General features: G+C 69.1%; 22 protein-coding genes. 16 read left to right on the top strand and 6 right to left on the bottom strand.

Features of this window, described 5'->3' with window-relative positions:
• The first annotated feature begins 8 nt into the window (after positions 1-8).
• From OG817_RS28295 to OG817_RS28245, 11 genes are all read left to right on the top strand, one after another.
• Positions 9-662 (top strand): helix-turn-helix domain-containing protein, encoded by a 654-nt coding sequence (locus OG817_RS28295; RefSeq protein WP_406047624.1) that lies wholly within the window; start codon positions 9-11, stop codon positions 660-662.
• On the top strand, positions 662-1588 hold the full coding sequence (gene nikB / locus OG817_RS28290; protein ID WP_360445177.1) for a nickel ABC transporter permease: 927 nt from the start codon (positions 662-664) through the stop codon (positions 1586-1588). Before OG817_RS28295 ends, nikB begins: the two co-directional genes overlap by 1 nt.
• On the top strand, positions 1581-2486 hold the full coding sequence (locus OG817_RS28285; protein ID WP_406047623.1) for an ABC transporter permease: 906 nt from the start codon (positions 1581-1583) through the stop codon (positions 2484-2486). Before nikB ends, OG817_RS28285 begins: the two co-directional genes overlap by 8 nt.
• A complete protein-coding gene (locus OG817_RS28280; protein WP_406047622.1) occupies positions 2486-3475 on the top strand; it encodes an ABC transporter ATP-binding protein in 990 nt (329 codons plus the stop codon). The genes OG817_RS28285 and OG817_RS28280 overlap by 1 nt, the downstream gene beginning before the upstream one ends.
• The gene (locus OG817_RS28275) at positions 3465-4556 is read left to right on the top strand and encodes an ABC transporter ATP-binding protein (protein WP_406047621.1); all 1092 of its coding nucleotides are present in this window, start codon (positions 3465-3467) and stop codon (positions 4554-4556) included. The genes OG817_RS28280 and OG817_RS28275 overlap by 11 nt, the downstream gene beginning before the upstream one ends.
• Complete coding sequence (locus OG817_RS28270) at positions 4553-5389, top strand: histidine phosphatase family protein (RefSeq protein WP_406047620.1); 837 nt, start codon at positions 4553-4555, stop codon at positions 5387-5389. Before OG817_RS28275 ends, OG817_RS28270 begins: the two co-directional genes overlap by 4 nt.
• Positions 5386-6189 carry an endonuclease/exonuclease/phosphatase family protein gene (locus OG817_RS28265; RefSeq protein ID WP_406047619.1) on the top strand — a complete coding sequence of 268 codons (804 nt, stop codon included), beginning with the start codon at positions 5386-5388 and terminating at the stop codon, positions 6187-6189. The genes OG817_RS28270 and OG817_RS28265 overlap by 4 nt, the downstream gene beginning before the upstream one ends.
• Positions 6190-6214: 25 nt before the next feature.
• Positions 6215-7726, top strand: a complete 1512-nt coding sequence (locus tag OG817_RS28260; protein WP_406047618.1) for an ABC transporter substrate-binding protein — start codon at positions 6215-6217, stop codon at positions 7724-7726.
• A 254-nt stretch (positions 7727-7980) separates the two neighbouring features.
• Entirely contained in the window at positions 7981-9537 is a 1557-nt protein-coding gene (locus OG817_RS28255; RefSeq protein ID WP_406047617.1) for a sugar ABC transporter ATP-binding protein, read from the top strand.
• Positions 9534-10562, top strand: coding sequence for an ABC transporter permease (locus OG817_RS28250; protein ID WP_406047616.1), 1029 nt, complete (start codon positions 9534-9536; stop codon positions 10560-10562). The genes OG817_RS28255 and OG817_RS28250 overlap by 4 nt, the downstream gene beginning before the upstream one ends.
• A gap of 11 nt (positions 10563-10573) precedes the next feature.
• Positions 10574-11581 carry a substrate-binding domain-containing protein gene (locus OG817_RS28245; RefSeq protein WP_406047615.1) on the top strand — a complete coding sequence of 336 codons (1008 nt, stop codon included), beginning with the start codon at positions 10574-10576 and terminating at the stop codon, positions 11579-11581.
• 82 nt (positions 11582-11663) lie between these two features.
• Here the strand turns inward: OG817_RS28245 and OG817_RS28240 are convergent, their stop codons facing one another.
• Positions 11664-12668: a LacI family DNA-binding transcriptional regulator gene (locus OG817_RS28240; RefSeq protein ID WP_406047614.1), complete on the bottom strand. Its 1005-nt coding sequence runs from the start codon at positions 12666-12668 to the stop codon at positions 11664-11666.
• Positions 12669-12788: 120 nt separating this feature from the next.
• Between OG817_RS28240 and OG817_RS28235 the strand changes: the two genes are divergently transcribed.
• The 3 genes from OG817_RS28235 to OG817_RS28225 are packed head-to-tail and all read left to right on the top strand — an operon-like array spanning position 12789 to position 15177.
• On the top strand, positions 12789-14219 hold the full coding sequence (locus OG817_RS28235; RefSeq protein WP_396395487.1) for an NAD-dependent malic enzyme: 1431 nt from the start codon (positions 12789-12791) through the stop codon (positions 14217-14219).
• Positions 14220-14612 carry a VanZ family protein gene (locus OG817_RS28230; RefSeq protein ID WP_396395486.1) on the top strand — a complete coding sequence of 131 codons (393 nt, stop codon included), beginning with the start codon at positions 14220-14222 and terminating at the stop codon, positions 14610-14612.
• A gap of 7 nt (positions 14613-14619) precedes the next feature.
• Complete coding sequence (locus tag OG817_RS28225) at positions 14620-15177, top strand: YqgE/AlgH family protein (RefSeq protein ID WP_406047613.1); 558 nt, start codon at positions 14620-14622, stop codon at positions 15175-15177.
• Between the two features lie 60 nt (positions 15178-15237).
• On the opposite strand, the gene OG817_RS28220 is transcribed toward OG817_RS28225, so the two are convergent.
• Positions 15238-15504, bottom strand: coding sequence for a DUF3039 domain-containing protein (locus tag OG817_RS28220; RefSeq protein WP_131517534.1), 267 nt, complete (start codon positions 15502-15504; stop codon positions 15238-15240).
• Positions 15505-15643: 139 nt separating this feature from the next.
• Between OG817_RS28220 and OG817_RS28215 the strand changes: the two genes are divergently transcribed.
• A complete protein-coding gene (locus OG817_RS28215) occupies positions 15644-17446 on the top strand; it encodes a DEAD/DEAH box helicase (RefSeq protein WP_406047612.1) in 1803 nt (600 codons plus the stop codon).
• Here the strand turns inward: OG817_RS28215 and OG817_RS28210 are convergent.
• Both OG817_RS28210 and OG817_RS28205 read right to left on the bottom strand, forming a co-directional pair.
• Positions 17443-17598 (bottom strand): hypothetical protein, encoded by a 156-nt coding sequence (locus tag OG817_RS28210; protein WP_406047611.1) that lies wholly within the window; start codon positions 17596-17598, stop codon positions 17443-17445. The two genes, OG817_RS28215 and OG817_RS28210, sit on opposite strands and share 4 nt — an antisense overlap.
• Positions 17599-17636: 38 nt before the next feature.
• Positions 17637-18479, bottom strand: a complete 843-nt coding sequence (locus tag OG817_RS28205) for a helix-turn-helix transcriptional regulator (protein WP_406047610.1) — start codon at positions 18477-18479, stop codon at positions 17637-17639.
• A gap of 101 nt (positions 18480-18580) precedes the next feature.
• Here OG817_RS28205 and OG817_RS28200 point away from each other — a divergent pair, with 101 nt between their 5' ends.
• Positions 18581-19309 (top strand): SDR family NAD(P)-dependent oxidoreductase, encoded by a 729-nt coding sequence (locus tag OG817_RS28200; protein ID WP_406047609.1) that lies wholly within the window; start codon positions 18581-18583, stop codon positions 19307-19309.
• A 33-nt stretch (positions 19310-19342) separates the two neighbouring features.
• Here OG817_RS28200 and OG817_RS28195 read toward each other — a convergent pair whose 3' ends face one another.
• Together OG817_RS28195 and OG817_RS28190 are read right to left on the bottom strand one after the other, a co-directional pair.
• Positions 19343-19888: an NUDIX hydrolase family protein gene (locus OG817_RS28195; RefSeq protein WP_360453422.1), complete on the bottom strand. Its 546-nt coding sequence runs from the start codon at positions 19886-19888 to the stop codon at positions 19343-19345.
• A gap of 14 nt (positions 19889-19902) precedes the next feature.
• Positions 19903-20547, bottom strand: a complete 645-nt coding sequence (locus OG817_RS28190) for a helix-turn-helix domain-containing protein (RefSeq protein ID WP_406047608.1) — start codon at positions 20545-20547, stop codon at positions 19903-19905.
• Positions 20548-20618 lie beyond the last annotated feature (71 nt).

Raw genomic sequence — 20618 nt, 5'->3', positions numbered from 1 at the left:
GAGACACCATGCAGTCGCTGAGCCGCGCCCTGACCGTGCTGGCGGAGCTGAACCGCGAGGACCGGCCGTACGGCGTGACCGAACTGGCCGGCACCGTCGGCCTGCACAAGAGCACCGTGCACCGGATCCTGGTCACGTTCTGCGAGCACGGTCTGGCGAGCCGGGTCGACGACCACCGGTACACCGCTCGGGACGGGTTGGCGGCGCTCCGTTGTGCGACGCAAGGGCAGGCGGGACCGGAGCGCGCGCTGGCCGACCTCGGTGACCGTCTCGGCCGGCTGGTCGTCCTGGCGAAACCGCTGCCGAAGATGGCCGGCCGGGTGTTGCAGGTGTCCGCGGTGGCGGGCAGTGCGAGTGCCGCGCCCGTCGAGCCGGGACATGCGGTGTCGCTGCACCGGAGTGCGCTCGGCCGCGCGTATCTGTCTGCGCTTCCTGCCGATCAGGTGACGGGTACTCCGGATCTGCTCGTCACGCTGCAGCGCGTCCGGGTGTCCGGGTTCGCGCACAACTCCCGGCCGGTCGCCTCGCTTCCGCGGATGGTCGCCGTACCGGTGCGGGACAACGACGGGCAGTGCGCGGGGGCGCTGGGTGCCGAACTGATCCAGGCCGGCTCGATCGAGGAGGTACGGCGCGTGGTGTCGGTACTGCGGAGCGGCGTCTGATGGGGGCGTACGTCGTCCGGCGGGTGGCGTTCTCGCTGTTCGTGCTCTGGGGCGCGGTGACCATCATCTTCGTTGTCCTGCGGCTCGTTCCCGGCGACCCGGCGTACCTGATTCTCGGACCTGACGCGACGCAGGCGCAGGTGAACGCGATGCACCAGCAGCTCGGCCTCGACCAGCCAATGATCCAGCAGTACGCGACGTACTTGGCGAACGTCGTGCATCTGGACTTCGGGCAGTCGTTCCGGCTGAACGCGGACTCGATGAGCCTTGTGCTGCAACGGCTTCCGGCGACGATCCAACTGGCCACCACAGCCTTGTTGCTGTCGTTGCTGATCGGGTTGCCGCTCGGGGTGATCGCGGCGTTGCGGGCGCACAGCTGGGTGGATCGGACGATCTCGGTCTTCTCGCTGATGGGGCAGTCGACGCCGTCGTTCTGGCTCGGGATCGTCCTGATCCTGGTGTTCGCGCGTGGTCTGAAGGTGTTGCCGAGCGCGGGTTCGGGGACGTGGTCGCATCTTGTGCTGCCGACGATCACGCTCGCGCTGCCTTTCCTCGCGATCCTGGTGCGGTTGACGCGCAGTGGTCTGCTCGAGGTGGTGCACGAAGGCTACGTGCAGACGGCGCGGGCGAAGGGACTCGGCGAGGGGATCGTGATCCTCGTGCACGCGCTTCGGAACGCGCTGATCCCGATCGTGACCGTGGTCGGCCTGCAGTTCGGCGCTTTGCTCGGCGGCACCGTGATCGTCGAGACCGTGTTCGCCTGGCCCGGCGTCGGCCGGCTGCTGATCGACTCGATCGGGCGCCGCGACTACGGCGTCGTCCAGGCCTCGATCTTGATCGTGGCAACGATCTTCGTGGTGATCAATCTGCTTGTCGACCTCCTCTACGGCTTCCTGGACCCGCGGGTCCGTCTGGCTGGTGACTGACGTGACCTCGACCCAACTCGACCTCACCACCGCGACCGCGCCGCTGGTGACCAGCAAGCGGCGCGGGCGGGCCGGATCGGCCCGGATCCGCTTCGGCCTCATCGTGATCGCGATCTATGTGGTGGCCGCGATCTTCGGGCCGTGGCTGGTCCGGTACAACCCGGTCGACACGCGGACCGCGGACCGGCTGCGGCCGCCGTTCAGCCGGTTGTCCGACGGGTCGTACGCGATCTTCGGCACGGACCAGGTCGGGCAGGATCTGTTCGCGCAGATGTTGCAGGGGGCAAGGATCTCGATCGCGGTCGGGTTGGCGACGCTGGTTCTCGCCGGGACGATCGGGGTGACGATCGGGCTGTCCGCCGGGTACTTCGGTGGCTGGCTGGACGGCGTACTGATGCGGTTGGCCGACATTCAACTCGCGTTTCCCTCGATCTTGCTGGCGACCTTCATCGCGGCGCTGCTCGGGCCGTCGGTGGTGAACGTCGTCATCGTGCTGGCGGTATCGAACTGGGTGACGTTCGCTCGCGTGGCCCGTGGGCAGGCGCTGGCGACGCGGCGGCGCGAGTTCGTCGATGCGTCGCGGACGCTCGGTGCCGGGACGTGGCGGCTGGTTTCGCGGTCGGTGTTGCCGGCGTGTGTCGCGCCGGTGCTGGTGGTGGCGACGGTTGAGATCGGGCACGTGATTCTGGCGGAGGCGTCGCTCAGCTTCCTCGGTCTCGGTACGCCGGCCAGCACGCCGAGTTGGGGTGTGACGATCGCGAACGGGCGCAACTATCTGGCCGATGCGTGGTGGATCTCGACGATTCCGGGGATCGCGCTGGCCTTCCTGGTGGTCTCGCTCGGCGTACTCGGTGATGCCTTGCGGGACCGGTACGACCCGCGGCTGAGGAGTCTGTGATGAAGGCCTTGTTGAGTGTGCGTGAGTTGCGCGTCGAGTTCGCCACCTCTGGTGATGTGGTGACTGCTGTCGACGGTGCGTCGTTCGAGGTCGCTGCTGGGGAGACGGTTGCGCTGCTGGGTGAGTCCGGCAGCGGGAAGAGCGTGACCGCGCAAGCCGTGATGGGGATCGTGCCGAAGCCGGCCGGGCGGATCGCCAGTGGGTCGATCACGTACGACGGTCGCGATCTGCTGACGCCTGGTGCTGCGAAGGGCTTGCGCGGGCGTGAGATCGCGATGGTGTTCCAGGATCCGCTGAGCTCGCTGAACCCGGTCTTCCGGGTGGGTGCGCAGATCGGGGAGATGTTCCGGCGGCATCGCGGTGCCTCGCGTCGTGAGGCCCGCGCGGCCGCGTTGGACCTGATGAAGCGGGTCGGGATCCCGGCGGCGTCGAAGCGGCTGGACGACTATCCGCATCAGTTCTCGGGCGGGATGCGGCAGCGCGTGATGATCGCGATGGCGATCGCGTTGTCGCCGCGGCTGCTGATCGCCGACGAACCGACCACCGCGCTCGACGTCACTGTGCAGGCGCAGATCATGGACCTGCTCGCCCGGCTGCAGTCCGAGGAGGGCATGTCGCTCGTCCTCATCACCCACGACCTCGGAGTCGTCGCCGACGTCGCCGACCGCGTCGTACTGATGTACGCCGGCCGTGTCGTGGAGACGGGTCCGATCCGCGAGGTCTACGAACACAGCGGACACCCGTACACCGCCGGGCTGATGGGCTCGGTGCCCGTCCTCGACGGGCCCCGAGACCGCCTCACCCCCATCCAAGGCTCCCCGCCAGACCTCCTGTCCCTCCCCACCGGCTGCTCCTTCCACCCCCGCTGCCACTACGCCGACCACCTCTGCACCACTGACCAACCCGACCTCCGTGCCCTCCCCACCCGACCACCGCACCACCAAGCCGCCTGCCACCACCCGGAAGGAGTCCTCAGCAATGCCCACTAACCCGACTCCCACCCTGGCTTCGACCACCTCAGGTCCTTCGAGAGCCCCGGGCTCGTCCACTTCCTCTTACATCCCGCCGGCGGGCGCTGCGCCTTTGTTGTCTGTGCGGGATTTGCATACTTCTTTTCCGCTGCGGTCTGCTTTGTTGCGGCGGGTGGTGGGGGAGATTCAGGCGGTGGCGGGGGTGTCGTTCGACATTCCGGCTGGGGGGACGCTGGGGCTGGTGGGGGAGTCCGGGTCGGGGAAGTCGACGGTGGCGCGGACGATCATCGGGCTGGAGAAGGCGCGGTCCGGCAGCATCGTGTTCGAGGGCGAGGAACTCACCTCGTTGCCCAAGGCATCCATGCGCCGGGTTCGCCGGCAGCTGCAGATGATCTTCCAGGACCCGTACGCCTCCCTCAACCCGCGCGCCACCGTCGAACAGATCATCAGCGAGGCCTGGGAGATCCACCCCGACGTCGTATCCCGCAATCGTCACCGCGCCGAGGTCCGCGACCTGCTCGAACGCGTCGGCCTCAACCCGGATCACGCCAAGCGCTACCCGCACCAGTTCTCCGGAGGTCAGCGGCAGCGGATCGGCATCGCTCGCGCGCTCGCGTTACGCCCGAAGCTGGTCATCTGCGACGAGGCGGTCTCGGCACTGGACGTTTCCGTGCAAGCCCAGGTGCTCAACCTGCTGGCCGACCTCCGCCGGGACCTCGGGCTCGCGTACCTGTTCATCGCCCACGACTTGTCCGTCGTACGTCATATCTCTGATCAAGTCGCGGTGATGTACCTCGGGCGAGTGGTGGAGACCGCGACGCAGGACGAGTTGTTCCAGCGGCCGCTGCATCCGTACACCCAGGCGTTGCTGTCCGCGGTCCCGGATCCGAAACCGTGGACCAAGCCGGAACGCGAACCGATCATCATCGGCGGCGACGTACCCTCACCCGCCGATCCACCGTCCGGCTGTCGCTTCCGCACCCGCTGCTGGAAAGCCGAGGACATCTGCGCCCAGGAAGAGCCCGCGCTCGAGACTCGACTCGACCGCCACCCCACCGCCTGCCACTTCGCCACCGACCTAGCCGGAGCCACCAGATGAGCCGTACTGAACTTGTCCTGCTTCGCCACGGCGAGTCGCTCTGGAACGCCGAGGCCCGCTACCAGGGCCAGCAAGGCACCGGCCTCAGCGCGCTCGGTCACCAGCAGGCGAAGCTGGCCGCCGAGTACCTGCGATCAGGTGTCTTTGATCAAATCGTCGCCAGCGATCTCCAGCGCGTGACCGAGACCCTCCAGCCCTACCTCGACAGCCTGCCCACGGCGGACACGGCGCGCACAACGGGCGCGGCGGGCACGGTAGACGCGGCGCCCACGGTGGACGCGATGGACGCGATGGACGCGGTGGACGTGGCGGGGACGGTGGACGCGGCGGGGAGGGCGGGGACGGTAGGCACGGTGGACGCCGTGGACGCGGCGGGTGGGCGGGGGGCGGGTTGCTCGGAGTGGGGCGGTCGGCCTGTGGTGCGGGTCGATCGGCGGTGGCGGGAGATTGATGTGGGGAGTTGGGGTGGGCGGACGTTTGCGGACGTGTACGCCGACGAACCCGCGGTGGTCGAGGCGTTTCGTCGGGGGGAGGACGTTGCGCGGGGTGGTGGGGAGACGTTCGCTCAGTTGAGGGAACGGGTTTGGGATGCGATCCGGGAGATCGCCGGCTCGGGTGCGCGTCGGGTTCTTGTGGTGACGCATGGCGGGCCGATCAGGGTCGCGACGGCGTCGACGTTGCGGCTGCCACCGGGCGGCGAGGTGTTGCTGGATCCGCCGGTGAACTGCTCGCTGACCACGATCCAGGTCGACGACTTACTCGCAGTAACAACGCTGACGGCGTACAACGTCCCGACCTCGGGACTCGCCTCCACCGAGGAGCAGCCGGCATGACCCTTGCCTTGAGCAACTTCAGTTTCGTGACCATGACCTACAACCTGTGGGCAGACTTCCACCTCGAGCAGCGGCAGGACGCGTTGACCGCGCTGTTCACGACCCGTCCGCCGGACCTGCTCGCCGTACAAGAGCTCCGCCCGTCCACCCGCAAGCTCATAGACGACGTGCTGCCCGGACATGAACGCGTCGACGGCGGAGCCGGCTGGGAGACCCAGAGCAACCTCTGGTGGCGCCGCGACCTCTTCACCGCCATTGAGCACGGGGCCGAGGATGTCGGCATCCTGTCGCCGGACGCGCGCCTGTTCTGGGTTCGGCTGCGCCCGGCCGACGGCCCCGAGTTGGTCTTCAGTACGGCGCACCTGACCTGGCCCGGGCACCCGGACGAGCGGACCGACCACCGCAACCGCCGCGTCACCCAGGCCCGGGCGATCGCGGAGGCACTGGAGCGGCTGGCCGGTGACGGCGCCTGCCTGTTCACCGTCGACATCAACGACATCGGTCCACCCCAGTGGGAACTCGGGAACGCCGGATTCCTGGACAGCTTCACCGCACTCGGCCGGCACTCACCGGTGACCCACCCGGTCGTGCCGACGGTGGCCACCGGTCCGATCGGGACCCGGCTGTCGCCGCTCGCCTCACCACCCAAGGCGATCGACTGGATCTTCGCCCGCGGCCCACTCGCGGCCCGCACCAGCGAGGTCGTCGACTTCTTCCACGACGGCCGCGCGCCCTCCGACCACTACCCGGTCGTCGCCACCTACACCTTCACGCGGCCTCCCAGCGACACCGCCTCGTGACCCCTGCCCTGCAAAGGAGAACCCCGTGTTGAGGAAGCGAATCGTGGCGGCGGTCGCCGTCGCCGCCCTGGCCGCGCTGAGTGCGTGTTCGCCGGCGAGCGAGCCGAGCGCCGACGGCGGCGGCGAGCAGATCCTGCGCTACGCGCCGGCCATGTTCCCAGTGTCGCTGGACACCCACAAGTTCGCCGGTGAGGAGGCCGTACAGACCGCGATCCAGCAGATCATGGAGCCGCTGGTCCGGGTCGAGGACGGCAAGATCGTCCCGGTACTGGCGACCTCCTGGGAGAACCCGGACCCGGACACCTGGGTGTTCAAGCTCCGGTCCGGCGTGAAGTTCTCCGACGGTACGCCGTTCACGGCCAAGGACGTGGTGGCGTCGTACGAGCGGCACAAGAAGCTCGACGGCCCACTGGTTCCGCTGTACGAGACGGTGACGTCGTTCGCGGCGATCGACGAGCAGACGGTGACGGTGAAGACGAGCAAGTCGCTGGGCACATTGCTGAGTTCGCTCACGCTGCTGTTCATCGGGCCGGCGGACAAGATCAACACCGACGGGTTCTTCAACAAGCCGATCGGGACCGGGCCGTTCTCGGTCACCGCGTTCCTGCCCGACGAGAAACTCGAGCTGGCAGCCAACCCGACGTACTGGGACGGCGTGCCGAAGCTGAGCAAGCTGGAGTTCGTCAACATCCCGGAGGTCGCCGGCCGGATCACCGCGTTGGAGAACGGCGAGGTCGACGTACTGACGCAGATCCCGCCGGACCAGGTCGGTTCTCTCAAGGGCAGTGACGGGATCAGCTACGAGACGACGCCGAGCTGGACGTACTACTTCGACTGGTTCAACTCGAACCGGAAGCCGTTCAACGACAAACGGGTCCGGCAGGCGATGTGGTACGGGCTGAACCTCGAGGGCACGGTCAAGGACCTGTTCGGTGATCTGGCGTCGGTGGCGCAGGCGCCGCTGGCGCAAGGCGTCATCGGTGCGCCGAAGCTGGCGCCGTACAAGTACGACCCGGCGAAGGCGAAGCAGTTGCTGGCCGAGGCGGGCTACCCGAACGGGTTCAGTACGTCGATGCAGTGGCCGCTGGAAGGTGGTCCGAACATCCGGGCGCTGGCGCAGGCGATGATCTCGGACTGGGCCAAGATCGGCGTCACGGTGAAGCCCCTGGAGAAGGAACGCGCGCAGTGGCTGGAGGACTTCGGCAAGCTCAACTGGGACATGAACCTGCAGACGAACGTCACCGGCACCGGCGACGCGGACTACACCCTGGCCCGGCTCTACGTCTGCTCCGCGAAGCGCAACGGCTACTGCAACCCCGCGGTCGACAAGCTGCTGCTCGACGCCCGCTCGTCCGTTGACCAGGCGGAACGCCCGAAGCTCTACGAGCAGGCCGGCCAGATGCTCTGGACCGACGCGGTCGGTATCTTCCCCGCCGACCTCGCCTCCAACTCCGCCCACCGCTCCCGGGTCCAGAACTTCGTGATGCCCCCGAGCGGCCGGCCGCTCTTCACGAAGGTGTCTGTGTCGGGGAGCTGAGGTCCGGACCGCCAGGCCATCACAACTGCGCCCGCCCGTGCGAGTTCACGCTCGCGCGGGCGGTCTCGCGTCCGCGCGCTGCGAATGTGATGGCGTGGCGGTCCGCGCCCACCTTTCGACCCTGGTGGAAAGGGTCCCGTGCGGGACGAAGCTGGGTTACGGATTGATGCGGAGAGTTGGTGAGGGGTTGACGGGCTGGGAGGGCGCGGTCTAGCGTCCGGGAAATCGATTACTCACCGGGTCGCGGAGGTGTCATGGCCGACGGCGCTGCTCTGGTCCGGATGGTCCGGATCGGGAAGCGGTACGGCGGTGTGCAGGCCTGCCGCGAGGTCGACTTCACCCTGGGCGCGGGCGAGGTGCACGCGCTGCTCGGTGAGAACGGTGCAGGCAAGAGCACGCTGATGAAGATCCTGTCCGGCGACGTCACCGACTACGACGGCACGATCGAGATCAAGGGCCGGCAGGTCAGCTTCGGCGGACCCACCGACGCGCAGTCGGCCGGGATCGCGATGATCCACCAGGAGCTCGATCTCGTCCCCGGCCTGTCCGTCGCCGACAACATCTTCCTCGGCCGCGAACTCCGCACCGCGCTGAAGACGGTCGACCGCCGACGGATGGAGCGCGAGGCCCGCACCCTACTGGAACGCAGCGGCGTCAGGCTCGACCCGCGTCGCCCGGTCGGCGAGTTGCGCGTCGGCGAGCAGCAACTCGTCACGATCGCGAAGGCGATCTCGCTCGACGCCCGCGTCCTGATCATGGACGAGCCGACCTCGGCTCTGACCACCGCCGAGGTCGAGCGCCTCTTCGAGGTCATCCGCGAACTCCGCAGGTCCGGCGTCGGCATCGTCTACATCTCGCACCGGATGGAGGAGATCGCCCAGGTCGCCGACCGCGCGACCGTCCTCCGCAACGGCCAGATCGTCAGCAGCTTCGACCCCCGCAAGCTGAGCACCGCCGAGGTCGTCGAGGCGATGGTCGGCCGCCCGGTGCAGACCATGTTCACCACTCCCGACACCGATACCGGTGACGAACTCCTCCGGGTCGACAACCTCGCTCTGAAAGCCCGCCGGCCGAGACCCGGCCGCCGGGACCCCGACGGGATCTCACTGACCGTTCGCTCCGGCGAGATCGTCGGCCTGGCCGGTCTGCTCGGCGCCGGCCGCACCGAACTGCTCGAGACCCTGTACGGCGTCGCCCCGACGGGCACGCGGACCGGCCGGATCCTCCTGCAAGGCCAGGAGATCCACCCCCGCCGACCACGCCAGGCACTTGCCCAGGGCATCGGGTTCGTCCCCGAGGACCGGCGTGCGTCCGGGCTTGTCCTCTTCCACTCGATCCTCGCGAACACGGTCGTCTCGAGCCTCCCGTCGTACGGCCGGCTGGGGGTGATCGCGCGGCGGATGGAGCGGGCTGCGTCGGTGCGGATGGCGGACCGGCTGCGGCTGAAGTTCGGCCGCCTGCAGGACGAGGTCGGCACGCTGTCCGGCGGCAATCAGCAGAAGGTCGTGTTCGGCCGGATGCTGCTGACCGAGCCGAAGTTGCTGCTGCTCGACGAACCCACGCGCGGCGTCGACGTCGGCGCGAAGTCCGAGATCTACCGCCTGCTCGGTGAGCTCGCCGGCCAGGGCATCGGCGTCCTGCTGGCCTCGTCCGAGCTGCCGGAGTTGGTCGGCGTCTGCGATCGGGTCGTCGTACTGCGGGATGGGCGCGACGTCGCGTCCTTCAGTACGGCGGACTCCGGCGAAGGCGACCTGCTCGCCGCAGCCATGGGAGAGGGCGAAGTGTTCGAAGAAGTTGGAGGAGCCCGGTGACCGTACAGGACGAGAGAGTCGCGGCGACGCCGGTGGAGCAGTCCGCCGGCGGAGTGGTCGCCACGCTGTTCCGGTTCCAGAGTGTCTTCGGGCTACTGGCCGTGTTCATCGCGGCGATCATCTTCTCGCCCCGCAAGGACGGCGAGATCCTGTTCATCAGCGCGGACAACCTGGCGAACGTGGTCCGCGCGGTGTCCGAGATCGGCATCATCGCGATCGGGATGACGTTCGTGATCCTGATCGGCGGCATCGATCTGTCCGTCGGCGCGGTGCTCGGGCTGGCCGCGGTGGGGTCCGCGGTCCTGATGGTCGAGAACGACTGGGGCTTCCTGCCGTCCGTCGTACTCGTCCTCGCGATCGGCCTGGTCTTCGGCGCGTTGCAGGGCGTCGCGACCGCGATGATCGGGATCCAGTCCTTCATCGTCACACTCGCCGGGCTGCAGATAGCGCGCGGCCTGGCCCGGATCTGGTCCGGCGGGCAGGGCGTCGCGATCGCGTACGGCGATGGTCCGCACGAGGCGCCGGACTCGTTGGCGATCCTCGGCGAGCGGACGTTCGGCGGCCTGGTGCCGATCCCGGTGCTGATCTTCGCGGTGGTCGCGATCGCCGCCGTCGTGTTCCTGCGGGTCAGTGCGTTCTCCCGCCATCTGTACGCCGTCGGCGGCAACGAGAAGGCCGCGCGGCTGTCCGGCGTACCGGTCGTGCGGGTCAAGATCGCGGTGTTCGCGATCTGCGGACTGCTCGCCTCGCTGGCCGGCATCGTGCACGCGGTCCAGCTGAACCAGGGCAGCCCGAACGACGGGATCGGCTACGAGCTGGACGCGATCGCCGCAGTGGTGATCGGCGGGACCAGTCTGGCCGGTGGCCGTGGTTCGGTCGCCGGAACGGTCGCCGGTGCGCTGCTGCTCGGCGTACTGAACAACATCCTTGCCCTGAACAACATCGACTCCAACATCCAGCTCCTGATCAAGGGACTCGTCATCGTGGCCGCCGCCGCGCTGCAACGACTCCGCCCCACCTCGTGAGGAAGGTTCCCATGCGCTCTGTGAAGATTCCGCTGGCCGCCGCGGCGATCGCCGCCCTGGTACTGGCCGGCTGTGGCACGACCAACGAACGGACGTCGGACAGCCCGCAGGCGGGTGCGTCGAAGTCCTGCAAGGGGGCCGACGGCAAGTACACGATCGGGATGAGCCAGGCGAACGTGGCCGAGCCGTACCGGCAGCGGATGGACGACGACATCAAGGCGGCCGCGGCGACGGTGCCGCAGTTCGAGGTGAAGTTCGCCGACGCGGCGCAGGACAACGCCAAGCAGGTCGCCGACGTGGAGAACTACATCACCCAGCAGATCGACCTGCTGATCATCAGCCCGAACGAGGCCAAGCCGCTGACCGCGGTCGTGAAGAAGGCCTACGACAAGGGCATCCCGGTGGTCGTGCTGGACCGCAAGGTCGAGGGTGACGCGTACACCGGCTTCATCGGTGGCGACAACGTGCAGATCGGTACCGAGGCCGGCAAGTACATCGCCGAGAAGCTGCTGCCGGATGGTGGCAACGTGGTCGAGCTGAAAGGGCTGGCCGGCGCCACCCCGCAGGCCGAGCGGCACGAGGGCTTCCTGGCCGGCATCAAGGGCAACCCTAAGGTCAAGGTGATCGCCGCCGCGAGTGGTGACTGGCTGCGGGAGAAGGGCCAGGCCCAGATGGACGCGCTGCTGAAGGCGAACCCGAAGATCGACGTGGTCTACTCCCACAACGACCCGATGGCCGAGGGCGCGTACCTGGCCGCGAAGGCGGTCGGCCGGGAGAAGGAGATGAAGTTCACCGGCATCGACGCGCTGCCGATCCCGTCCGGTGGGATCAAGGCGGTCGAGCAGGGCCGGCTGAGCGCCACCTTCACCTACCCGACGAACGGCAAGGAAGCGATCGCCGCGGCGAAGAAGATCCTGGTCGACTGCGGCACCATCGAGAAGTCCCAGACGCTGCCCACCCGCCTGATCGACGCCTCCAACGCAGCCAAGATCTACGCCGAGGAGAACCCCACCGGCTGACGTGTGCAGCTCGACAGGAGGTGTCCGGCTCCAGCGAGCCGATCGCCGAGTGCCCACGCGGGGGACGGTCGGCGCGGCCGGCCTACCTCCTGTCGAGCTGTACCCTGCTCGCCCGCTCGATCAGCCGGGCGCCGAGCGTGGTGGTCGTGGGTGGCCGGCTGCTGTCGGCGATCCGGGCGAGTAGCAGGCGGGCTGCCACGGCGCCGATCTCATAGGCCGGTTGGGCTACGACCGACAGTGGTGGATCGACGAGCTCCGCCCACGGGGCGTCGTCGAAGGAGACGAGGCCGACGTCACGGCCGGGGCGGATGCCGCGTTCCTGCAGGGCTTGCAGTACGCCCACTGCCATCGCGCTGTTGGCGACCAGCAGTGCGTCGGGTGGTTCGGGCTGGGACATCACGTCGAGGGCGGCGCGATGGGCGCCGGCCGCCTTGTACTCGGTGCGGCGAACGAGTTTGGGAGTACTGCGGCGCTTCGCGGACCTGAGGGCGTCGCGGTAGCCGGCCAGGCGGTCGTCGGCGGTGCGGACGCCGGCCGGGCCGGTGATGCAGCCGATCCGTTCGTAGCCTTGGGCAACCAGATGCGCGGTCGCCTGCTTCGCTGCCTGGCGGGTGTCCACGAGCACCGCGTCGCTGTCCTGCTCGGGCAGCGGGCGGTCCACAGCGACGTACGCCGTACCCCGGCTTGCCAGCTTCGCGACGCTGGTCGCCGTACCGCTGGGGGACAGGATGACGCCGGCGACCCGTTCCTGGATCGCGATGTCGATGTAGCGGTTCTCCTTGTCGGCGTTCTCGTCGGAGTTGCACAGCACGACCGAGTAGCCGACCTCGTGCGCGACGTCCTCGACGCCGCGAGCGAGCGCGGTGAAGAACGGGTTCTCGACGTCGGAGATGATCAGCGCGACGACGGCCGCCTCCTGGCGGCGCAGCGCCCGGGCCGGTCCGTTCGGCTGGTACCCGAGCTCGGTGGCGGCCGTCCGGACCCGCGCGGCCAGGTCCGGGTCGACCGTGGCCTTGCCGTTCAGCGCCCGGGACACGGTGGCCGTGGACACCCCGGCCCGAGCCGCCACATCACTGATCGTCGGCACCGATCCTCCCTTCGCTGAGGGGAAGACTAGCCGCCCGAGTAAAGGATTACCCAGCGTCCTGCCGTGCACGTAAAGTATGGAACCTCGGAGCCTTACCAGTGACGTGAGAGGATCACCGGCGTGACTGCCTTGCCGAGTGTTTCGTATTCCATCACCGTTCGCCTCGAGGTGCCCGCGGGTGGCTCGACGGTGAGCAAGCTGACGACCGCGGTCGAGCAGGCCGGCGGTCTGGTCACCGCACTCGACGTGACGGCCTCCGGGCACGAGCGGCTGCGGATCGACGTCACCTGTGCCGCCGCCGATACCGAGCACGCCGGCCGTCTGGTCGAGGCGATGCGCGCCGTACCCGGCGTCGAGATCGCCCGGGTGTCGGACCGGACGTTCCTGATGCACCTCGGCGGCAAGATCTCGATGGAGGCCAAGCACCCGATCCGCAACCGTGACGACTTGTCGATGATCTACACGCCGGGTGTTGCGCGGGTCTGCCTGGCGATCGCGGCCAACCCCGAGGACGCGCGCCGGCTGACGATCAAGCGCAACAGCGTCGCGGTCGTCACCGACGGATCGGCCGTCCTCGGCCTGGGCAACATCGGGCCGAAGGCCGCCCTGCCGGTGATGGAGGGCAAGGCGGCGTTGTTCAAGCGGTTCGCCGGGATCGATGCCTGGCCGCTGTGCCTGGACACCCAGGACCCGGACGAGATCGTGTCGATCGTGAAGGCGATCGCGCCGGGCTTCGCCGGGATCAACCTGGAGGACATCTCCGCGCCGCGCTGCTTCGAGATCGAGGCCCGGCTGCGTGAGGAGCTCGACATCCCGGTCTTCCACGACGACCAGCACGGTACGGCGGTCGTCGTACTGGGCGCGCTGTACAACGCGCTGCGGGTGGTGAGCAAGGACATCAGCAACGTGCGGGTGGTGCTGTCCGGTGCGGGTGCGGCCGGTACGGCGATCCTGAAGCTGCTGCTCGCGGCCGGGGTGAAGGACACGATCGTCGCCGACGTCGGTGGCGTGATCCACCCGGAGCGCGACGGCCTGTCACCGGAGCTGCGCTGGATCGCGGAGAACACCAACGCGGCCAAGTACAGCGGCGACCTGAAGGGGGCGCTGGCCGGGGCCGATGTGTTCATCGGGGTGTCGGCGCCGAACATCATCACCGGCGCGGACATCGCCACGATGAACAACGACGCGATCGTGTTCGCGCTGGCGAACCCGGTGCCGGAGGTCGACCCTGCGGACGCGGGTGAGCACGCGGCGGTGGTGGCCACTGGACGAAGCGACTTCCCGAACCAGATCAACAACGTGCTGGTCTTCCCGGGCGTCTTCCGCGGCCTGCTCGACGCGCAGTCGTCGAAGGTCTCGATCGAGATGGAACTGGCCGCCGCGAAGGCGCTGGCCGGTGTCGTCACCGACGAGGAGCTGAACGCGACGTACATCGTGCCGAGCGTCTTCCACCCGGAGGTGCACAACAGGGTGGCGCACGCCGTCCGCGACGCGGCCGGCGGCAAGGCCCCGGCGCACGAGAACTTCCCGGACGACTCCCCGGTGCTGTAAATGACGGCAACGGTGACCGGGGACACCAGTTCGCGAGTGGCGGTGTGGGCGTGGCGGGTCGCGTTCGTGGCGGCCTGCCTGCTGCAGCTGTACGGCGTCTATGCGCCGCGGGAGGCGGGTCCGCATGTCGGGATCCCGATGGCGGACAAGTTCGCGCACATGTTCCTGTTCGGGTCGGTCGCGTTCCTCGGGCTCAAGCTGCGGATCTCGGCGCGCTGGTTGCTGGGGGCATTGGTGGCGAACGCGATCGTCAGCGAACTGGCGCAGTACTTCCTGCTGCCCCAGCGTGACGGCGATCCGTTCGACGTACTCGCGGATCTGATCGGCGTCGCGCTCGGCGCCTGGCTCGGGTTCCGGGTGTTCCGTGGTCCACGGGCGTCGCGCACGACATGATGGGGGTATGACGGCCTCGACTCTGACCGGTTCGCTGCTGGTGGCGACCCCGTTGCTCGACGAGCCGCCCTTCCGCCGGTCGGTGATCCTGCTGCTGGATCACGACGACGACGGCGCACTCGGGGTGGTGGTGAACCGTGCCGCCGACCTGGCCGTGGACCGGGTGCTGCCGGACTGGTCCACCACGGTGAACGAACCCGGGGTGCTGTTCATGGGCGGCCCGGTCGGCACCGACAGCGCGCTGGCCGTCGCCGAGGTGATCGAAACGGCCGACCCGCCCGGGTGGCGTGAGTGCTTCGGCCGGATCGGGTTGATCGACCTCGACGTACCGCCGGCGCTGCTGGAGGGAGCGATCCAGCGGATGCGCATCTTCGCCGGGTACGCCGGCTGGTCCAGCGGGCAACTCGAGGGCGAGATCACCGAGGGCGCCTGGTACGTCGTCGAGTCCGAACCCGACGACGTGTTCAGCCTGCACCCGGACACGCTGTGGCGCCGGGTCCTGCGTCGCCAGAACGATCAGATGGCGTACCTGGCGACGTACCCGGACGACCCCTCCCAGAACTGACGCCCGCGCACCTCGGGTCGAGGCCGCGCGGCTCGGCGCGGCCTGTCGCCTGGGCGGGCTCTACTCGCCGCCCTCGTCGTCACCCGGGTTCAGCGAGTCCCAGATCTCCTTGCACTCCGGGCAGACCGGGAAGCGCTGTGGGTCCCGGCTCGGCACCCACACCTTGCCGCACAGGGCGACGACCGGCGTCCCCATCACCATCGCCTCGGTCAGCTTGTCCTTCGGCACGTAGTGCGAGAACCGCTCGTGATCGCCGGGCTCTGCCGGCGCCGGCTGCGTCCGCTCGTCGACGACCGTCTCGGCCCCCGGGCTCAGCTGAGTACTCATGCCCCCGAGTGTAGGCCGACACACCAGTCGACCCAGGAACTTTCTCCACAGACCGCTCGTACTGCGACACGCCGGTCGGGGTTTGTCGGCGAAGTCAGGTAACGTTCCTGCACGGCCGACAGTCGACTAACGGGGGAGTATGCCGTCCGTGGATTCGAGCGTGCCAGCTGGACCAGCCGTGCTTCCGCCGGCGTATCCGGATCGCGCCGCGTGGGGTACCGCCAGCAAGCTGCGGGCCTGGCAGGCGGAGGCACTCAAGCTTTACTTCGACAGCCAGCCGCGGGACTTCCTCGCCGTGGCGACACCCGGAGCGGGTAAGACCACCTTCGCTCTCACCGTGGCCGCCGAGCTCTTGCACCGGCGGCTGATCGAGCGAGTGACGGTGGTGACGCCGACCGAGCACCTCAAGGTCCAGTGGGCCGAGGCGGCCGACAAGGCCGGGATCGCGATCGACCCGGCGTTCGCCGGCCGGCGCGGCAAGACCAACAAGGACTTCCAGGGCGTCGCGGTCACGTACGCCGGGGTCGCGGTGAACCCGCTGGCCTTCCGGGTCCGGACCGAGCGGTTCAAGACGCTGGTGATCCTGGACGAGGTGCACCACGGCGGCGACGCGCTCAGCTGGGGTGAAGGCGTGCGGGAAGCGTTCGAGCCCGCGGCCCGCCGGCTCTGCCTGACCGGTACGCCGTTCCGCAGCGACGACAACCCGATCCCGTTCGTGACCTACGAGACCGCCCACGACGGGGTCGCCCGGAGCAAGGCGGACTACACCTACGGCTACGGGCACGCGCTGCAGGATCACGTCGTACGCCCGGTGATCTTCATGTCGTACTCCGGTGAGATGCGGTGGCGCACGAAGGCCGGTGACGAGGTCGCGGCGCGACTGGGTGAGCCGCTCACGAAGGACCTGACCGCCCAGGCTCTGCGTACGGCGCTCGACCCGGCCGGCGAGTGGATGCCTGCGGTGCTGGCGGCCGCGGACAAGCGGCTGACCGAGGTCCGCCGGCACATGCCGGACGCGGGTGGTCTGGTCATCTCCGGCGATCAGAACACGGCCCGTGCGTACGCGAAGACGCTGCGCGAGATCACTGGCCAGGCGCCGACCGTGGTGCTGTCGGACGAGAAGTCGGCGAGCAAGAAGATCGCGAAGTTCTCCGCCGACGAGTCGCGGTGGATGGTCGCGGTCCGGATGGTGTCGGAGGGTGTCGACGTACCGCGGCTGGCGGTCGGGGTGTATGCGACGCCGACGTCGACGCCGCTGTTCTTCGCGCAGGCGGTCGGACGGTTCGTCCGGGCCCGCAAGCGGGGTGAGACGGCGTCGGTGTTCGTGCCGTCGGTGACGCGGCTGCTCAGCTTCGCCGCCGAGATGGAGGTCGAGCGGGACCACGTGCTCGGCCGGAAGAACACGAACGAGGATGGCGACGTCTTCGCGCTCGAGGACGATCTGCTGGCGAAGGCGAACCAGGCTGAGGGTGCCAGCGACGACCTGGAGGCGAAGTTCGAGGCGCTCGGGTCGGATGCGAGCTTCGACCGGGTGGTGTTCGACGGCGGCGACTACGGGACCGGTGGGGACCAGGCCTCCGACGAGGAGCTGGACTTCCTCGGGTTGCCTGGGTTGCTCGAGCCGGATCAGGTGCGGGAGTTGCTGCGCAAGCGCCAGGCGAAGTCGATCGCTGCGCAGAAGCGGTCGCAGCGGCCGGGGTCGTCCGAGCGTGAGGACCCGACGCCGACCGAGCTGGCGACGCACGAGCAGGTCGCGCTGCTACGTCGCGAGCTGAACGGTCTGGTCGCCGCGTGGCACCACCGGACCGGTCAACCGCACGGCGTCATTCACAACGACCTGCGCCGCAAGCTCGGCGGCCCAGCCGCGGCCCACGCCTCCTCCATCCAGCTCAAGGAACGCATCGAGTTGATCCGCGACTGGGCCACGCAGCGCCGGGCTTAGGGGGCGGAGCAGGCGGACCAGAGGATTGCGCGGCTGAAGCCGTAGTCGCGGTCGCCGGCTGCGTCGTAGGTCTGGCCACGGTCGAACAGGTAGCGAACCGAGTTGTACCCCTCGGCGTCGATCGCGTACTTCGTCCCGTCCGGGCGAGCCACCTCCGCCTTGCCGTCGTCGGTGGCGTACGCGACGGGGCTCAGCCGTGGGACAGTGTCTGGGTGCCGATCACGTCGAGCAGGCGTAGCGCGTGGTCCGACGGTGAGCCGGGCTCAGCGGTGTAGATGACCACCCGCTGGTCGCGTTCGGGGATGACCAGGACCTCGCAGATCACGTCGATCCGGCCGACCTCGGGGTGGAGGATCGTCTGGCACAGGCTCTGCTGCCGGGCGACCTCGTGCCGGGCCCAGATCTCGGCGAACTCAGAGCTCCCGGCGAGCAGATCGGACACCAGTTGTGCGATCGCCGGGTCGTCAGGGTAGGTCCCGGTCGCCGCCCGCAGATCCGCCGCCGCCTCGCGCGCGAACGCCTGGGTCGCGTCCATCCCGTACCGCTCCGCCTGCCGATCGCCGTGCAGGAACCGCAGCCGCAGCAGGTTCCGCTCCTTCACGGGCAGGGCGGAGAAGTCCGTCATCAGGGCCGCCGCCTGCCGGTTCCACGCGAGTACGTCGTACTTCGCGTCCAGCACGATCCCCGGTACGTCGAGCCGCCCGAGCATCCGCAGTACGCCGTCCCGCACGTCCGAAGGCGGACCTGGGGGAGGACCCGGCTGCTCACCGGCCAGCCGGAACAGGTGGTCGCGCTCGTCGTCGTTCAACCGCAGGGCCCGCGCCAGCCCGCTCAGCACCGGACGCGACGGTCGCGGCCCACGCCCCTGCTCGAGCCGGGTGTAGTAGTCGGTCGACATGGTCGCGAGGCCGGCGACCTCCTCGCGCCGGAGTCCGGGCGTACGTCGACGCAGTCCGGCCGGAAGCCCGACGTCGGCAGGTGTCAGCCGCTCCCGCCGTACTCGCAGGAACTCCGCCAGCTGACCCCGATCCACCAGTCCAGCATCGCAGCAGGCGGTGGCGCCAACCAGGGACTGCCGATCCCAGGCTGAGCTCGCTCTGCCTCGCGGCGCCGCCGTTCATCAGGCTGGAGGACATGACGGAGAAGAAGATCGCGCTCGTCACGGGCGCCAACAAGGGCATCGGCAAGGAGATCGCACGGCAGCTCGGAGAGGCCGGATTCGTCGTGCTGGTCGGGTCGCGGGATCTGGCGCGTGGCGAGGTCGCTGCGAAGGAACTGGTTGCCGAGGGCTTCGATGCGGCTGCGGTCCAGGTGGAGGTGACCGACGATCGGTCGGTTGGGGCCGCGGCGGACCTGATCGACCGTGAGTACGGTCGGCTGGACGTGCTCGTCAACAATGCGGCGATCATCCCGGTCGGCGACGACGCGGTGTCGCGGGTGGACAGCGACGTACTGCGGCAGGCGTTCGAGACGAATGTGATCGGGCTCGTCGGGACGACTCGGGCCGTGCTGCCTCTGCTGCGGAAGGCGGGGCGGGCGCGGATCGTGAACCTGTCGACGTCACTGGCCTCGTTCACGCAGGTGGGCGATCCGGAGTCGCGGATGTCGACCGTGCTGACCCTCGGCTACAACTCGTCGAAGGCGGCGGTGAACATGGTCACGGTGATGCTCGCCAACGAACTGCGCGGCACCGGGATCCTGGTGAATGCCGCCGACCCGGGCAACTGCGCGACGGACATGGGTGGCTGGGACGCGGCCCGCACGCCTGCGCAGGGCGCGTCCGTCGCGGTCCGGTTGGCAACGCTCGGCGCCGACGGTCCGACCGGCGAGGTCCATGCCGAGGCAGGCCGCCTATCCTGGTGAGCCCGCGCCGACCGGCCCGGCCGGCCGCAGACGTCAGACGAGGGCGCCGGACCAGGCGAGGGCCTGCTTGATCAGATGCCCGCGGCCACCTTCGAGGTCGGTCAGAAGGGCCGGCTCGAGTGCTTCCTTCGGCGTCAGCCAGGTGAGCTCGAGCGCGTCCTGCCGCGGATTGCAGTCGCCGGTCACCGGTACGACGTACACCAGCGCGACCGCGTGCTGACGCGGGTCGTGCAGCGGCGTGACACCGGGCAGCGGGAAGTACTCCGCGACCGTGAACGGCACCGGGCTCATCGGCAGCCGCGGGAACGCGGCCGGGCCGAGGTCCTTCTCGATGTTGCGCTGCAGGGCGTCGCGGATCGACTCGCCGTGCATGACCCGGCCGGAGACCAGGGTCCGGATGATCTGCCCGGTCTCGGCCGCCCCGCGCAGCAGAACCCCGACGTGCTCGATCTGGCCGGCGGCGTCGACACGGGCCGGCACGGCCTCGACGTACAGGATCGGCACCCGGGAGCGGGTCTCTTGCAGCGCGAAGTCGGAGAGCCAGCCGGGGTTCGGGTCAGGCGTACGAACAGACGTCATGGAGACATCTTTGCTTACGGTCTGAAAGCGGCTCGGTACCGGGAGGGACTGAGGCCGAAGCAGGCCCGGAAGCGGCGGCTGGCGTGGCTCGGGTCGTGCCAGCCGACCATCGCGCCGACGGTCGCTACCGGCAGGTCGGTCTCGATCAGCAGCCCGGCCGCTCGCTCGGCCCGGAGCCGGTTCAGGTAGGCCATCGGAGAGACGCCGGCCGACCGCCCGAACAGCCGGACCAGGTAGCCGGGGGCGAGGTTCACCGCGGCGGCCAGCCGGTCCAGTGTCCACGGCTCGTCGATGCTTGCCTCCAGCAAGCGCATCGCGTGCTGCACGGCCGGGTGCGCCAGGGTCGGCGGTCCGTCACTCGGGATCAGCGCGGCGGACAGCAGGCTGAAGATGTCGGCGCCCAGATAGGCGTTGCGGACCACGAGCCTGTCGCAGCCGGTGTACCCGTGCCAGTCGCCCGGCCGGAGGACGACGACCGAGTCGCGCTGCAGCGCGACCTCACCGGCGGCCGAGACATGGGTGCCCCGCCCGGAGAGTACGACGGCGATCTCGAAGAACGCGTGGCTGTGCGGTGCGACGTCGGCCACCAGTTCGAGCCGCTCACCGGCGACCGGAAGCCGCTGGTCCGGGAACACCTCACTGCTCAGGATCTGGTGCACCGCACGCCTCCCGGAGGTCAAGATCAGTCAAGCATCGGTCAATGGTTGCCTGTCGCCGCGCACAGATCCAG

The organism is Kribbella sp. NBC_00889, from assembly GCF_045207705.1.
Taxonomy (GTDB): domain Bacteria; phylum Actinomycetota; class Actinomycetes; order Propionibacteriales; family Kribbellaceae; genus Kribbella.
This window is presented reverse-complemented; position numbering and strand designations above follow the sequence as displayed.

What these genes read in the sequence shown, in the direction of transcription:
- OG817_RS28295 (WP_406047624.1), top strand. Translation starts at nt 9, where the DNA reads ATGCAGTCGCTGAGCCGCGCCCTGACCGTGCTGGCGGAGCTGAACCGC.
- nikB (WP_360445177.1), top strand. Translation starts at nt 662, where the DNA reads ATGGGGGCGTACGTCGTCCGGCGGGTGGCGTTCTCGCTGTTCGTGCTC.
- OG817_RS28280 (WP_406047622.1), top strand. Translation starts at nt 2,486, where the DNA reads ATGAAGGCCTTGTTGAGTGTGCGTGAGTTGCGCGTCGAGTTCGCCACC.
- OG817_RS28275 (WP_406047621.1), top strand. Translation starts at nt 3,465, where the DNA reads ATGCCCACTAACCCGACTCCCACCCTGGCTTCGACCACCTCAGGTCCT.
- OG817_RS28270 (WP_406047620.1), top strand. Translation starts at nt 4,553, where the DNA reads ATGAGCCGTACTGAACTTGTCCTGCTTCGCCACGGCGAGTCGCTCTGG.
- OG817_RS28265 (WP_406047619.1), top strand. Translation starts at nt 5,386, where the DNA reads ATGACCCTTGCCTTGAGCAACTTCAGTTTCGTGACCATGACCTACAAC.
- OG817_RS28255 (WP_406047617.1), top strand. Translation starts at nt 7,981, where the DNA reads ATGGCCGACGGCGCTGCTCTGGTCCGGATGGTCCGGATCGGGAAGCGG.
- OG817_RS28245 (WP_406047615.1), top strand. Translation starts at nt 10,574, where the DNA reads ATGCGCTCTGTGAAGATTCCGCTGGCCGCCGCGGCGATCGCCGCCCTG.
- OG817_RS28230 (WP_396395486.1), top strand. Translation starts at nt 14,220, where the DNA reads ATGACGGCAACGGTGACCGGGGACACCAGTTCGCGAGTGGCGGTGTGG.
- OG817_RS28225 (WP_406047613.1), top strand. Translation starts at nt 14,620, where the DNA reads ATGACGGCCTCGACTCTGACCGGTTCGCTGCTGGTGGCGACCCCGTTG.
- OG817_RS28220 (WP_131517534.1), bottom strand. Translation starts at nt 15,504, where the DNA reads ATGAGTACTCAGCTGAGCCCGGGGGCCGAGACGGTCGTCGACGAGCGG.
- OG817_RS28215 (WP_406047612.1), top strand. Translation starts at nt 15,644, where the DNA reads ATGCCGTCCGTGGATTCGAGCGTGCCAGCTGGACCAGCCGTGCTTCCG.
- OG817_RS28200 (WP_406047609.1), top strand. Translation starts at nt 18,581, where the DNA reads ATGACGGAGAAGAAGATCGCGCTCGTCACGGGCGCCAACAAGGGCATC.
- OG817_RS28195 (WP_360453422.1), bottom strand. Translation starts at nt 19,888, where the DNA reads ATGACGTCTGTTCGTACGCCTGACCCGAACCCCGGCTGGCTCTCCGAC.